The 14,213-nt window shown below is 41.4% G+C and carries 14 protein-coding genes; 10 read left to right on the top strand and 4 right to left on the bottom strand.

What is annotated here, in order from left to right; translation table 11 throughout:
* Window positions 1-96: 96 nt before the first annotated feature.
* Window positions 97-492 (top strand): TIGR04452 family lipoprotein, encoded by a 396-nt coding sequence (locus tag JWG44_RS19505; protein WP_205276737.1) that lies wholly within the window; start codon window positions 97-99, stop codon window positions 490-492.
* A gap of 90 nt (window positions 493-582) precedes the next feature.
* Here JWG44_RS19505 and rsx read toward each other — a convergent pair whose 3' ends face one another.
* A complete protein-coding gene (rsx, locus tag JWG44_RS19500; protein ID WP_205276736.1) occupies window positions 583-1,617 on the bottom strand; it encodes an LIMLP_03685 family anti-sigma factor in 1,035 nt (344 codons plus the stop codon).
* Between the two features lie 48 nt (window positions 1,618-1,665).
* Window positions 1,666-2,208 (bottom strand): RNA polymerase sigma factor, encoded by a 543-nt coding sequence (locus JWG44_RS19495; protein WP_205276735.1) that lies wholly within the window; start codon window positions 2,206-2,208, stop codon window positions 1,666-1,668.
* Between the two features lie 365 nt (window positions 2,209-2,573).
* Between JWG44_RS19495 and JWG44_RS19490 the strand changes: the two genes are divergently transcribed.
* The 5 genes from JWG44_RS19490 to JWG44_RS19470 all read left to right on the top strand — a co-directional run bounded on the left by JWG44_RS19490 (window position 2,574) and on the right by JWG44_RS19470 (window position 7,080).
* Window positions 2,574-3,386: an LA_0442/LA_0875 N-terminal domain-containing protein gene (locus JWG44_RS19490; RefSeq protein ID WP_205276734.1), complete on the top strand. Its 813-nt coding sequence runs from the start codon at window positions 2,574-2,576 to the stop codon at window positions 3,384-3,386.
* Between the two features lie 182 nt (window positions 3,387-3,568).
* Complete coding sequence (locus tag JWG44_RS19485; RefSeq protein WP_205276733.1) at window positions 3,569-4,411, top strand: LA_0442/LA_0875 N-terminal domain-containing protein; 843 nt, start codon at window positions 3,569-3,571, stop codon at window positions 4,409-4,411.
* Between the two features lie 66 nt (window positions 4,412-4,477).
* Window positions 4,478-5,203 carry a sigma factor SigX-regulated lipoprotein gene (srp, locus tag JWG44_RS19480; protein WP_205276732.1) on the top strand — a complete coding sequence of 242 codons (726 nt, stop codon included), beginning with the start codon at window positions 4,478-4,480 and terminating at the stop codon, window positions 5,201-5,203.
* 155 nt (window positions 5,204-5,358) lie between these two features.
* The gene (locus JWG44_RS19475; protein ID WP_205276731.1) at window positions 5,359-6,495 is read left to right on the top strand and encodes a nitrilase-related carbon-nitrogen hydrolase; all 1,137 of its coding nucleotides are present in this window, start codon (window positions 5,359-5,361) and stop codon (window positions 6,493-6,495) included.
* A 51-nt stretch (window positions 6,496-6,546) separates the two neighbouring features.
* Complete coding sequence (locus JWG44_RS19470; RefSeq protein WP_205276730.1) at window positions 6,547-7,080, top strand: DUF773 domain-containing protein; 534 nt, start codon at window positions 6,547-6,549, stop codon at window positions 7,078-7,080.
* 86 nt (window positions 7,081-7,166) lie between these two features.
* On the opposite strand, the gene JWG44_RS19465 is transcribed toward JWG44_RS19470, so the two are convergent.
* Window positions 7,167-8,159, bottom strand: a complete 993-nt coding sequence (locus tag JWG44_RS19465; RefSeq protein ID WP_205276729.1) for an alpha/beta hydrolase — start codon at window positions 8,157-8,159, stop codon at window positions 7,167-7,169.
* Window positions 8,160-9,872: 1,713 nt separating this feature from the next.
* On the opposite strand from JWG44_RS19465, the gene JWG44_RS19460 reads away from it, so the two are divergent.
* The 4 genes from JWG44_RS19460 (at window position 9,873) to JWG44_RS19445 (ending at window position 13,012) form a co-directional block, all read left to right on the top strand.
* The gene (locus tag JWG44_RS19460) at window positions 9,873-10,439 is read left to right on the top strand and encodes a dihydrofolate reductase family protein (RefSeq protein ID WP_205276728.1); all 567 of its coding nucleotides are present in this window, start codon (window positions 9,873-9,875) and stop codon (window positions 10,437-10,439) included.
* 622 nt (window positions 10,440-11,061) lie between these two features.
* Window positions 11,062-11,469: a hypothetical protein gene (locus JWG44_RS19455; RefSeq protein WP_205276727.1), complete on the top strand. Its 408-nt coding sequence runs from the start codon at window positions 11,062-11,064 to the stop codon at window positions 11,467-11,469.
* A 283-nt stretch (window positions 11,470-11,752) separates the two neighbouring features.
* A complete protein-coding gene (locus JWG44_RS19450; RefSeq protein ID WP_205276726.1) occupies window positions 11,753-12,106 on the top strand; it encodes a hypothetical protein in 354 nt (117 codons plus the stop codon).
* 345 nt (window positions 12,107-12,451) lie between these two features.
* Window positions 12,452-13,012 carry a DUF2878 family protein gene (locus tag JWG44_RS19445; RefSeq protein ID WP_205276725.1) on the top strand — a complete coding sequence of 187 codons (561 nt, stop codon included), beginning with the start codon at window positions 12,452-12,454 and terminating at the stop codon, window positions 13,010-13,012.
* 14 nt (window positions 13,013-13,026) lie between these two features.
* On the opposite strand, the gene JWG44_RS19440 is transcribed toward JWG44_RS19445, so the two are convergent.
* A complete protein-coding gene (locus JWG44_RS19440) occupies window positions 13,027-14,187 on the bottom strand; it encodes a hypothetical protein (protein ID WP_205276724.1) in 1,161 nt (386 codons plus the stop codon).
* Between the last annotated feature and the right edge of the window lie 26 nt (window positions 14,188-14,213).

The raw sequence follows: 14,213 nt of genomic DNA, 5'->3' as shown, positions 1-14,213 counted from the left end.
TCGAACTGCTTAGATTCAGTCGGCCCGGTTCATTTTTTTCGCATTTTTAATAGAATTCGGAAAAAACAAGGGATCGGATCGTCTGATGAAAGTACCATGTTCGGAAAAACAAAAACCGGTTTCTCCTTGCTCCTCGTTGCGATGATTCTTTGTAATGGCTGCGCGTATTTAGATATCAATCCGAGCCTTGTCACCGGTAAAGAAGCAAAAGAGATCATCTCGGACCGACTTTTGATCAGCCAGTTGGTTTACATCATGGGTCTCTCGGAAGCGGAGCCTGTTCGATCGGCCTCTTTGACGGGGCTTACTCTTACGATCGTAATCCCGGATTCCATGGGAATTGATGAAAAGAAAGTTTATCAAAAGGACGCCGTAGACGAATGCGCAAATCGGATCTTTTTGGTTTCCATCGTATCGACCGCGCTTTCCACCTTTGTCTGCGACGCGAGCAATCCGCCGATCAGTATTCCGATTATTAGCAAGAAATTGTAATTTAGAAATTTATAATACACAAAGACGTTTCCAAATTCGCTTTTCGATCGCGCCCATCCCGACTTTGGGATTTTGATCGATTTTCGGCGATTAGGGAACCAATTCCAATTCGATAATATCCTTTTTTTCGATTAAGACTTCGACTCCTTCCTTATCGGTAAGAATATAAGAATTTTCGTTCTCCTGGATTTTTCCCACGTATTTGGTTTTATTCTTGAGAGTGATCTTATACGTAGGTTCCTCGGAAATGATAGAATCCGAGGGGGCCGAACTTTTTATATATTCAACCGTCCGAGAATCGTGTTTCGATTCTTCGGTTTGGAGAATCTTTTGTGAATTCTCCGAAAGGTCGGAATACTTCTTAAAATCCTTAGGACTGATTTTTTCAGTAACGATTTTTTTTTCTGCGTTTGTTTCGGAACCGGTTTTAGTGTTCGTTTCAAAAAGTGAGTAACCGGATTCTACGTCAAAGGTTTCGTCGATCCCTTTGCGAGAATCAGGCACTCGAATGCTTCCTTCTAACACAAGTATTTTATAATTTTCTAAATTCCCATCCGAAAACAGGACCAAAGTTGTTCCCAGAAGCTGCGAGGAAATCGAATGGACCTTGGCGCGGATCGGAATTCCGGAGTTTTTTCTTTTTGTAGTGACTATCACAATTCCGGAACGAAGCTCTAAAAGAATCCCGTCCTCGTTTTTATGAACTTGAAATTCCGAGTCCGGAAACGTTCTTACGGTCAATCCGATTTCACCTTGGATTTGATGGTCGCAGAAGGAATCTTTGCCGCTTCTGAGTGTAATCTTTTGCTGAAAGTTTTGAACCTCGCAACTTCCGGTTAAGATGGCCTTTGCGACTTCAAAATCGTTTTTGCCTGCGGCTTCGTAAAAGAAACGAAAGTAGAGAGCCAGGGCCGAAATCAAAAACAAGGAGGCTGCCGCTAAAAAACCGAACTTAAAATTGATTTTTTTCTTCGATTCCGAAGAACCCGATGGTTCGTTTGCGGCGATCGAGCCTAAATCTTTTTTTAGTTTCATCAACGCAAAAAATTCTTTTTTCGATTGTTGATCGGATAAAAACTCAGCGAGTTCGGTCCGGGTCATTTCGTTGGCGATGGCTTTTTGCATTTTTGCTCTCCGACTGCCGTTGTTATTGTCGTCTTCCATGTCGCCTCCTTAAAGACTTCCAAAGCCAAAATCTGACCCGTGCAATTTCAATCGCAGGATCGTCAATGACGCATACGTTTTTCGATTTACGGTTCTTATCGATATTCCCAATTGTTCAGACGTTTCTTTGATCGTATATTTCTTCATAAAACGAAGTTGAATGATTTCTTTTTCCAAAGGTGGAAGACTTTCCACGGTGTCCTTCAGAAGTTCCAATCGGTTTTTTTCATCCTCGTTTTTTGCCCGCGCTTGCGCTATCGATTCTATGTATTCCTGAGAATTTTCGATCTCTTTGCCTTGAGTAGAATTCTTTTTTCGCATCAAATCGAAAAATTGATTTTTTGCGATCGTTATCATCCAGGCGCTTACGTTCCCTTTGGAAGGATCGAAGCTATCCCAATGATTTAAAACTTTGATAAACGTTTCTTGGCAAATCTCTTCCGCTTCTTCTTGGGACGCACCTCTGCCCAATAAGAATCGAAAAATTTTATCGTAGTTCTTCGAATACAATTCGTCAAAATCGAAAGTTCGAACTTCGGAGTTTTCACTCATTCTATAACAATTAACGAGACCATTTCCGAAAAAGTGCCAGCCAAATTCTAAAAAAAAATGGTTTTTGAATTTTTACGAATCAGACGTTTTTTTGCGTTTCGCTCGAAACATCGTTTTCGGTTAAGAATTTCGATCCATTTGAGAATGATAGATCGGCGCAAGTTCGAGATTTGGTTCCTGATTTTTTTTGAATCGAAAGAACGATTTCGTATTTTGTTTTTTAATACTAGGTCTATTCAGGCTGGAAGCGATCGAAATCATTCCATAAAATCGCCGGTTTTGTGACAAAGTCTTAGATTTTAAAACGAACTCTATCACCTAATTACGAGTTGACTCGAACAAAGGCGGAAGTTCCTATTTAAAGAATGCGAATCTTTACTCGCTTTTGTCCGCTTTTGATTCTTTGTTGTTTTTGGAGTTTGGATCTGAACGCCAAATCTGTTCTCTTAAAAAACGGCAGAAAGATAGAAAACGTAAAGATCAAACCCGTTTCAAACGGTTTTGAAATCACACACACAAACGGTCGGATCGAAAACATTCCTCTTTCAAAGATTCTGAAAATATTCGTTTCGGATGACGTTCCCAAGTCGGCGCAAATTCTCGGGAACTCGGATTCACAAACAAAGAATAAAAAAAGCCAGGAGCAAACAAAAGCGAACGAAGTTTTTTTAGAAGTCGTAGAATCAAAAGCTAAAAAGACTTCAGGCTTGAAGTCGTTTTCGGAAGGGTTGATTCCCGGCTGGTCTCGTTTGGTTCGTTCCGACTCCTATGCTTGGAAGGGTTTGGGATTTTTTTTCATTCTTACCGAATTGATTCTTCTGGAACGAAGTTCGGTATATTTGCAAGAGCCGGGTTTTGTTTCCGACGATCCGAATTACGGGTTTCCTCCCGAATTTATTTATGCGGTTTGGCTCCGAGATACCAATCTAATACTGCTTACCGGGATCAATGAAGCGATTTCAACTTATAACAAGGTTCGATTGAGCGACGGGCAGATGATGGAAAAGTCCCGTTATTTGCAGGAACGAGATTTGGTGGTCTCCGGACTTTTGTTAGTTCTTCTTTTGGACGCATATCTGGGTTACAAATACGAGGACTGGAAGATTGTTCCTTCCGTGAACGTTTCCTTTTCCGGAAGAGAGAAAGAAATTTCCGGAGGACTAACGGTTCGTTTTTAATTTTTTTCCGAATGAAACATTCGATCCAAGGAACAAATGGATCGTTTGCGATCGTAAACATCGCTACGGATCACACCCGATTGTTAGTTGCGCGTAACGTCGCTTAAAAAGATCACAACGAACTTTTCGTAATTTCCCGAATCGTAATCTTCCAAATGTAAGAATGGATCAACGGTTTCTAAATGAAAAATAACGGATTGACTTTCGAAAATCGGCCGATTCCCTTTAAAAAAATGCGAAGATCTTTTCCTACCTTTATCTTGATTACGTTGTTACTCTTGGTCGGGTTCGCTTTGGATGCAAAATCGGTTCTTTTAAAAAACGGTAGAAAGATAGAAAACGTAAAGATCAAACCTGTTGCTAACGGTTTTGAAATCTCATACAAAAACGGCAAGATTGAGAACATTCCTCTTTCGAAGGTTCTGAAAATTTTTGTTTCGGACGACGTTCCCAAATCGGCGCGGGTTCCGGAACCGAGTGTAAAGACCGAAGCCGTTTACAAAGAAACTCCGTCTTCGAAGGAAACAATACAAACAAATCCTAAAAAATCCGGCGCCGCAGTCTTTGCGGAAGGTTTGATTCCCGGTTGGTCTCGTTTGGTTCGTTCCGATTCGTATGCTTGGAAAGGAGCCGGATTCTTATTGATTCTTGCGGAACTCTATCTTGCCGAAAGAAGTTACGTATATCTAACAAAACCGAAACCGCTTCGTGAATCCGATTCATACACGAGTCCTCCCGAAGTATATGCTTCTATTCTAAGTCGAGATACCAATGTAATGTTCGCGACGTTGGTGAATGAAGCTCATTCCATCGGACACAAAGTGGAATTGAAAGACGGACAGATTATGCAAAGGGGAAGATATTTTCAGGAAAGAAATTTATATGTCTCCGGATTCTTATTTGTCCTGCTTTTGGACGCCTTTCTTGGTTATAAATTGGAAGACTCGACGATTGTCCCTTCGGTGAAAGTTTCGTTTTTGGAAAAGGAGAAAGAAATTTCCGGGGGATTTACGGTTCGTTTTTGATTTAGAAGTGGCACACTTTTGGTTTGAGGATCGTAAGCTGGTTGAATCCAAAAGGAGGATTTCACTATGCGTTTAAAGAAAACGATTTCTCTCATTCTTCTTACTTTCCTCTTTTCCTATTGTGATGGGAAATCAGGGAAGGATGATACTACGACAAATTTTGCGCTTCTTATGGCTCTCACCGCACCTAAAGATCAAGGTGTTTCCGGTTTATATTCTGCCTTAAATCTCAGAGACGGCGCTAACGGCGGAGGAGCAGGGGCTTATTCCAATGGAGCCGTTTCTCCTTTGGCCGTGGTAAGTCAATCTATGCAGTGTCCAAAAGGCGGTTCCATGGAAATGTCCGGGGATATAGTTATGGCCGCCGCGGGAGTCGGAGTTTATACGATTCAGTTTAACGGCGTTAAGGCGGTTTATACGTCCTGCTCTTTTTCAGCTCCTTCTCTGGATGGAACGAGCGACTCCGGCGTTCCCGTTTTAGTCGAGGGCGAACTTTTGCAAGACGTTGCAATGACACAAACTACGGACCCAACCTCGACCACTTCGCTTTTCAAAGTTTCCACATCCGGAACTCAGAGAATTCGTTCCAGCAATTATAAAGTAAACGGGTTTTTGTATCCTACATTCGACGTTACGTTTACAAGAAACAATGCGAAGCTTTCGATCGAGAATGCGAACGATCTGGATAACGCGTATATCAATATCGACGAAACCGTTCGTGTGACCGGAACCATCGGAACCCAGTCCGTAGATTCCACTTTTTCTTACAAAAGCAGATATAAATTGAAATAAGTTCCCCAAAACAAACCGCCGGGGATTTTTCCTCGGAGGTTTGTTCTTTTTTATTCTTCTCTGCCTTCCCGTCCCTCCCTTCTTTCCGAGCGATCCGATCGTTTTCTTAAAAATAGAGTTGAGCGAAATCCAAAAGAGAGACAAGTAGACCTGCGATGTCTCTTACAAAACGAATTCTCGGCGTTTCCTTGATTTTTCTTTTAGGTTTTTATACGATCTGGTCCAATATCGGACGAACACCTTCTTTACAACCGATCCAAACCCGCGTAGAACGAACGTTAGGCGACGGCGCGAACTTGAACCGGGGAAATCTTTTGGGAATTCAACCGTGGATGTCCGCCGAAGACTATGCGAGCGCGGATCGATTTCGGGAAAAAATAGAATCCTATTTTCTACTGGCTCAGAAAAGAGGTTTTCTAAATCCAAAGACGATCGTGGTTCTTCCCGAATATTTGGGGACTTGGCTCGTGGTGGCAGGCGAAAAAGAATCAGTATTCCGCGCAGGTCGTCTGAAAGAGGCGATGGAGAATCTGGTCTTAAGTAATTTTTTCTCTTTTGTTTGGAATTGGATCCGCGCAGAAGGAGAAGACGGAGTTTCGGACGCGGTCTTTCGGATGAAATCGAAGGATATGCTTGTCGCTTATCAAAATACGTTTTCAGGTCTTTCCAAGAAATATTCGGTTACTATCGTCGCGGGTTCGATTCTTCTTCCCGAACCTTTTGTGGAAGAAGGTTTTTTAAGAATCGGGGACGGCGCTTTGCAAAACGGATCCTTCGTTTTTCTACCCGATGGAAGGGTCGCCGAGAATTCTTCCTTAAAAATCTATCCTGTTGAGGATGAAAAACCCTTTGTTCGAGCTTCTTCCGTAAAAAATCTCAGGACCGTTTCCACTCCGGCGGGAAAACTCGGGATCCTGGTCTGCGCCGATTCCTGGTATCCCGAGGTTTATGAAACATTCAGAAAACAGAATGTAAATTTGGTAGTTGTGCCCTCTTTTGTGGCCCCAAACGGCGCAATGGATGAAATCTGGAAGGGTTACAACGGTTCCGAAAATCCTCCCGATATTCAAAGAGGGGATATAGGAAGGATTCGAGAAGGTGAGGCTTGGTTGAAATACGCTTTGGCGGGAAGAATGTCGAGTTCAGGGGCCGCCTTTGGAATGAACGTGTTCCTAAGGGGCGATCTCTGGGACTTAGGTTCGGATGGAGAAACGATCTTTGTAAAAGGTTCGACCTCCATGACCCATTCTAGAATTTACGGTGCGAGCATCGTAAACCTTTGGTTGCATTGATAAGAAAAATTTATTTCTTGAAAACTCTTTAGAAAGAATTCTCTTAGTCGCATGTCTCATTCTAACTTTGAAGTCTTCTCAGAAAACTTTATCAACAAACACAAACAAGCCTCCATCGGAAAGTGGTTCGGTCTCGAATCGCTGAACTTGGATGGAAAACCTTTCGGAGCTTTTTTCCAAGGAGAACTCGTTTTAAAACTCGGTGCGGAGAAAATAGCCGAGATCATCGGACGTTATCCGGGAGCGAAACTTTTTGATCCTTCCGGAAAGGGAAGAGCGATGAAGGATTGGCTTCAGATTCCGAGCGAATTTCAAGAAGATTGGGATTCGTTATCGGAAAGCGCGATTCTTTTTGCCCTTTCCAACCTTGGCCCGGCGCCAAAGAAGGCGGCTGTGAAGAAGGCAGCTAAAAAGAAAGCCCCCGCAAAGAAAAAAAGCGCTCCTAAGAAAAAAGCCGCAAAAGCTAAAAAGGCTGCGGTGAAAAAGGCAAAGCCGAAAACCAAGGTGAAGCCAAAGACGAAAAAAAAGGTCGTTAAGAAAAAAGCGGCGAAGAAAAAGACTGCGGTGAAAAAACGTAAGAAGTAGTTTTTCGAAACGTTTGTAAACCTCGAGAATTTCAAGAGGTTTACAAACTCATTTTCGTTGGATTGAATTCCGTTTTGAAATTCAGTTTATTTTGTTTCCGGTAATACCTTTCCGATAAAATCCTTTGTTTCTTTGAGGATTGTATCCTTATCGCTCACCGTATATTTCGAAAAAAGGACGTGATCTCCGACTTCCAGTCGAACCGCCTTATTCAAAGGGTTTGCTTTCCCATTCTTCTGAATTCTATCAAAAGCCTTTAACATTGATTTTACGGAAGCGGACTTGTCTTGTTCCTGATCGTTCTTAAAATAATAGAACATCAAAACGGGAGAAGTTATTTTTGAAAAAGGCTCAGTATTTAAAACGAACTCTCTCATATCGGAAACGTTCTGAACCGCAGCAAGATATTGGTCTCGATACCAGAAGGCGCTGGAAGGATCTTTTTTTTGTTCTTCCGTCGATTTTCGAATTTTACCGAGAACGAGATGTGCGAATTCTTTTCCCCAAGAGAATTGATAGAGTCCTCCAAAAGGATTTGTAAAATCATAGAAGGGTGACGCTAAAATCAGGACGTGGACTTTTTCAGGATACTTTGCGGCTAAATAAGTGGAGATCAAACCGCCCATACTCGTTCCGATTAAGATCGTTTTTTTTCCGAGCTTTTCCGTTTCTAAAAATGCGGTCTCCGCATCTTGAATTATCTGATCAAAACTTGTGTCCCTATGATCTTCTAAGTTGGTTCCGTGTCCGGGAAGACGAACGTAATAGAGATTTGCTTTGAGATCCTTTGCAAGTTGATCCGTAACTTGTTCACCCTCCGCTCGGGAAGCTCCGAAACCGTGAATGTATAGAATCGCCACTTCCGTTTTTCCGGGAGAATAACGGACGAGTTTTTCTTCATTTCCGGGTCTTGTCTTTTTAGAAAGACTGATCTGAAGATTTTCCTTATAATACGTATCAAAGTCGGAATGCAAAGGGGTCGGTTTGTATTCATATTTAGGAATCTCTGCGTAAAAGGTTACTACGAGGAAAAGGGCGAAAGCTCCCAATATTCCAAGTGCCCACTTAAGTATCTTCATTTCTCTTTTTCCCTCTCTGTTCGAATGGAACAATTCAACCGATTGGATGCATCTCTGCAATTAAAATATGCGAAAGATTCGGGGAGTCCCGTATTTCGAAAAGAGGTTTTGGGGAGAGGTTTGGAGTTATGCGAAGTTCGCCTAAACGCGGAGACGAGTCGGTTTTGGTTTGGGGAGATTAGAATGTTCGGGCGTTATGCGAAGTTCGTATAAACGCAGAGATGAGTCGGTTTTGGTTTGGGGAGTTAGAGCGCACGGAGTTATGCGGAGTTCGTATAAACGCGGAAGTGAGTTGGTTTTGGTTTGGGAAGTTAGAGTGCACGGAGTTATGCGAAGTTCGCCTAAACGCGGAGACGAGTTGGTTTTGGTTTGGGGAGGTTGGAATGTTCGGGCGTTATGCGAAGTTCGTATAAACGCGGAATCGAGTCGGTTTTGGTTTGGGAAGTTAGAGTGCACGGAGTTATGCGAAGTTCGCCTAAACGCGTAGACGAGTTGGTTTTGATTTGGAAAGTTAGAGCGCACGGCGTTATGCGAAGTTCGCCTAAACGCGGAGATGAGTCGGTTTTGATTTGGGAAGGTTGGAGCGCACGGAGTTAGCTGACCTGCTTAAAATGAGATTTTAAAAAAGCAATTCGACTCTCAAAAAATCTAAAAACAAAGGAGATTCATATTTTACTGACTGCGATTTATTACTTTCTTGATTGAAACAAAATTATGAAAGTATTGAATAAAATTTGCCAAGTTTAATGGGGAAATTCAATTAAGTCTTTTTTCATCTAAATGAAATTTAGAAGATATAAATGATTCACAGGAAAAATGAAGAGGAGGGTTTAAGAAGATGTAAAATTTAGTTAAGTTAAATTTATTAGCCTTGCAATCACTGAAGTGTAGACAGTCAATAGAAATCGATGCGCACGGATAAAATAAAATTAAGTATGAAGGAGACTTTATTCAGTCGATATTTCACTAAACAAAATATAATAAGATTTTTACTTTTGTCTTTGATATCTCAAACTTTAATTGCTATCTTTACCTTTGTTTTTACACTTAAGATCGAGGCAATTGGTCTTAGTTTTCTGTTATTGCCTTTCTTATTTCCTACTATAATGCTTCTAATACTTCTGAAATTGAATGTGTTTAATAAATGCTATTCTAAATTATCGTTCTCGTATCCAATATTACTAGTGGACTTTTTATTAGCAGTCAATTTTATCTATGATATTAAATATCCATCAAGTGATGGCGGTAGCCAAATGTTGATGTTAGTATTTTTAATTCTTAATGCACCGGTGCCATTTTTATATTTAGTTAATAAGTATTCTCTGAAGTGATTGATAATATAAAATTCCGCACGTCGTCTAACTTCGGCTTCTCACTTCGTTCGCGACTCACGGTTCCCGCTCGCGCTCACTCCGGGCTAAAGCCACATTGCTTTGTCACTTCGGTTCGCGAGACGCGACTAAGGTCGATCGAACCTCGTGCCAACCGCGTCGCGCACAAGCGCTTGCGGACGCAACGTCGAGAAGCCTCTTTCGTTATGCGAAGTTCGTATAAACGCGGAAGCGAGTTGGTTTGGGAAGGTTAGAGTGTCCGGGGTTATACGGAATTCGCCTAATATATTTGACAAATATTTAATGCAGACAAGATTTTATTTACATTTGAATAAGTCATAAAGAAAAACGGAAAGTAATCGACGACAATGAAAGGATCCAAATGCGAAAGTTAATTGCAGCAATAAATATGACCATTGATGGATTTTGTGACCATACTTCCGGTATTCCGGACGAGGAAATACATCAACATTACGCAGACCTTTTGGGAAGTGCCGGTATCGCATTATATGGCAGATCAACTTACCAACTCATGGAATATTGGCGCACAGTGCTGGCTAATCCTACGGGAGATAAAACAAAGGATGATTTTGCAGCTGCAATGGACAATATCCAGAAAATTGTTTTTTCTCGAACTTTGAAAAGTGTAGATTGGAAATCTGCTAAATTAGCAAATCAAGATCTTGAAAAAGAAGTATTAGAACTTAAACTTCTGTCAGGAAAAGATATATTGGCTTGTAGCCCAAGTTTAATCGTTTCTTTGACGAAACTTAATTTAATAGATGAATATCAACTATGCGTTCATCCCATTCTTGCAGGTAGTGGTTTGACTTTATTTAAGGGCATTAGTGAACAAATTACGCTAAAACTTATAAAGACCAAAACGTTTAGCTGTGGTGCGGTCCTTCTTTATTATCAACCAATAATAGAATTAACCTCAGGAAAATAGGGAGGTTACAGTAGCTAACTACGTTTCCTCGCTTCGTTCGCGACTCACGGTTTCTCTTAACGCTAACTCCAACCTTTGCACATTGCTTTGTCAGAGCGCTAATGCCCCCCAAATCTTGCTCTAAACCCGTCGCGCACAAGCGCTCTGGCGGCACCGTCGAGAGACCTATTGCGTTATGCGAAGTTCGTATAAACGCGGAAGCGAGTTGGTTTTGGTTTGGGAAGTTAGAGTGCACGGAGTTATGCGAAGTTCGCCTAAACGCGTAGACGAGTTGGTTTTGATTTGGGAAGTTAGAGCGCACGGAGTTATGCGAAGTTCGACTAAACGCGTAGACGAGTTGGTTTTGGTTTGGGAAGTTAGAGTGCACGGAGTTATGCGAAGTTCACCAAAACGCAGAAATGAAGTCGGTTTTGCTATCGCAAATCTAAAATGTTCTGAGTTAGACGAAGTTCGTATAAACGCGCAGGTTATAAAAACCCTCTAAGAAGAGTATTTTTAGAGAATAAGATTTCGCAAAAGGTGGCCAACGTTGGGAGATAAATATATTCTGTTAGCGATTCCGAAAAGTTGGAAATAAAATATTGAATGAATATTTTGATTCATTTTCGAATATGACAAATTTATGAAACAATCATTCTTTACCTTCAGATTATTCAGCTACGGAATTGTCGTTTGGATCATTCCATTCTTACTGGCCATTCCATTATTTCAGATTATCGGAAGTAATCGAATTTTTTTTAAATCGATTATGGGGGTTATCCTGGCTCTCACCGTGATCGTCTTTTGGGGACTCTATTTAAAAAACGTGAGCTCCGATTTTTTTAAACATTCATACGTCGCCAGTGTTGTTTGGTTAGTCTTGAGTATCGTGCCGGATCTTTTTGCGTTTATCATCGGTTTTAAAATGAATGTCCTTACGTATTTTACTGAAATCGCGATTAGCTATTTGTTGATACCGGTTATCCTCATCGGAAGCTCTTCGATACTGAATGCAAAATGGACTGGAGAAACCAAGAGTCGAATTTTATAAGAACCGACCCAAAACCGCCAGGTCCTTTGGAGAAAATGTTTCGCCGGCGAGACCGTCCCGCTTGAATAGGTTCCGGCGTCCGTCAGCTATCTTCTTTCGTTAAAAAGAATCTTATCTCTACGGCATTCTTCTATATATTTAATAGAATTAGAATATTTTAAATAAATAATTTATTTTAATAATATTAATTTTATATAATATGTAATTTTTCATGTGAAGAATCGATAAATAAAAGGAGCTTAGTATAAAGAATGTCACAATTTTGATTTTCTCATTGTTTTTCGTGATCCACTGTAAAGAGCCAAACACTGATTTATCAAGACGTCAGTTGGATGGGGACTGGGTTTTGGTCGGCGGTTGTGTCGATGGAGGTCCTACACCGACGTCTTGGCTGGAAATTTCCGGTATCCAAGTACGTTCTTGCACCGAAAATTCAGGAACGTTCAAAACACTCAAAGGAACACTCGTAAAAACCTCGGTAGAGGGAAGCTATAGGATCGATTGGGAAAATTCATACATTCAAAACGCATCCGATCCGGTAGGTTTATTAAAATTACTTTCCTTAAAATCTCAAGCGGGTTCGGTTTGTTATACACAAAATGCCCAATACTCACCGCCGGCAGGTTGTATCCAATAGGCGGGTTTTTTAACCCGATATGGATTGTTGCGCGTTTTTGAATGCGCAACGTCTCTCAAACGGCCCATTTTTTTTGGAATCTTCCGTTCGTTTTGGTGATTATGTTTGATCGCTTATCGAAAGGAATTTAGGTCCGGAAATACAATGTCAAGACCGGTTCGATACTTTCTCAAAGCGTGAATATTCACCGTCGACCCAGACTCATCCTACGAACCAAGATATTTAGAATCCCGCGGCTCTTTTTGCGATTCTTAGGAATTGATTGCACTAAAGAAGGGAGCCGATTAGGATCGTCGCGAAAGTAAAATTTTCAAGAATGGGAAAGTTTATATTTAGGAGAATCCGATGGCGTCTTTAAATCCGAGAATTTTGGAAAACCCTGGAAGGTTGGTCGTAGTGCTTACATTAGGCGGGATTGGACTCGCCGCTTGTGATCAGATCCATGTTCAATTCGAAATTCTAAAATACTTTCATTCCGGGTTATGGGGGCAAGCTTGGTGGGTGGCGCCTCAATTCGTACTTGCAACTTTCTTTATGTATTTAGGCGTTCTATCTGTTCGAAAGGAAATCGGGGAATTTAACGGGAAAGAATTTACGATCTCGGTTCTTTGGTTTGTGGCGGCCTACTTTGCAAGCGGACTTTTTGCCGATCGTCCTTTCGTACTCGCGGCTTCTTACTTGTTTCTTTGGATTTTTAGAATCACCTTCTCGAAAGAAAGAAAAGAATTGGTTCTATTTTCGGTTCTCCTTGCGATTGCGGGAACTTTGATGGAAGGATTGATTTCCCGAGCTGGTCTATTTATTTATTTTCAACCGAATTTTCTTTTGGTTCCAATTTGGCTTCCCGGATTGTATCTCCACGGGGCTCCTCTGATTTGGAATCTTGTCTCCTGGATCAGAAAATAACATAATAAATTCCTTCAATAGATACGGCCGTTTTCCATGTGAAAAGAAACTCCGGGCATGATATAAATTTCATTCACGGTTTGTTTGTAGCTGGAGGAAAGTTCCGAAAATCCGATTCCCTGACTGCCTGCGGTGTAATCGGCTCTTGCAATGGATCCGGCCGTATCGCCGAAGTAAGAGTTATATTTTCTTTTTATATCCTGTCGAACGATACCTATGTCCAAAGAAAACCTACAATATCTTAAGGAAGCCTCCAACATAAAGATCGTTCCAGTGTCCTTTGCGTTTCCCGCATAAATCGGAACGGCTCCGAGAAGTCCGCTCGTATTCTGTTGTTCCAAAATCTGAGAACCGAAGAGGGAAAAATTTCCTTTTCGGTTTAACAGTTCGAAACGGGATCTGATTTCCAACCAAGGAAGAATTTTTGCTTTTACAAAAATTCCCGGAAGAATACCGGACATCGTATATTCCGCGTTCACACTTCCTCCGATGCTCCACGTTACCTGATTGGGATTTGCCTCGTTTTCTCTCGTGACGGAATAAGAGCCGAAACTGACCTCGTTTTTTTCCGAATAACGATGAATACCGATGGAAGGTCCGATCATCAGCCAATTTAAGATAGGATGTGTATAAGAAAGTCTTAATGTTCTGGAGACACCTCGAAAGTTCATCAGTCTTTTCCCTTCGAATGCGGAAGTGTAGTAACGGTCGGTTCTCGGGGAGAAAAAGTTCACAGACGCAGGGTTTTCCCTTCCGTATTTTCCGGAGACGCCGTCCTGACTTAAAATCAGATCGATTTTATTCTTCCATCCGTAAGAGATATCGGCGTGTTGCGAGAATATGTCCAAATTCTTCGCGCTCGTATAAGGGATCGCGAGCGGAGCTCCCGGATCCCCGATTTGTCTGAAAAGAGAATTTTTTAGCCAAGAAGGTCCGGTCTCGTCCAGAATCGCGGGACTGAGATCTCCCATTCCGGCGCCGATTCTAACACGAAGTCTATGATCGAATGATTCCAAATAACGCAACATAGACTTTCCGCTCATAGGGGAGACAACTTTTGAGTTTTCGACGGAATCGGTTCCCGTATTCGTTTTAATGTCGTTTTGCGCGTTAATAAAAGAATTAATAAATAAGAATATTGTAATATATAAAATTTTGGCTGAAATCGTTTTCAATGGATCGTTCCTTTGGAGTTTTGTTT

It is taken from the genome of Leptospira ainazelensis (genome assembly GCF_016918785.1).
Classification (GTDB): Bacteria; Spirochaetota; Leptospiria; order Leptospirales; family Leptospiraceae; genus Leptospira; species Leptospira ainazelensis.
This window is presented reverse-complemented; position numbering and strand designations above follow the sequence as displayed.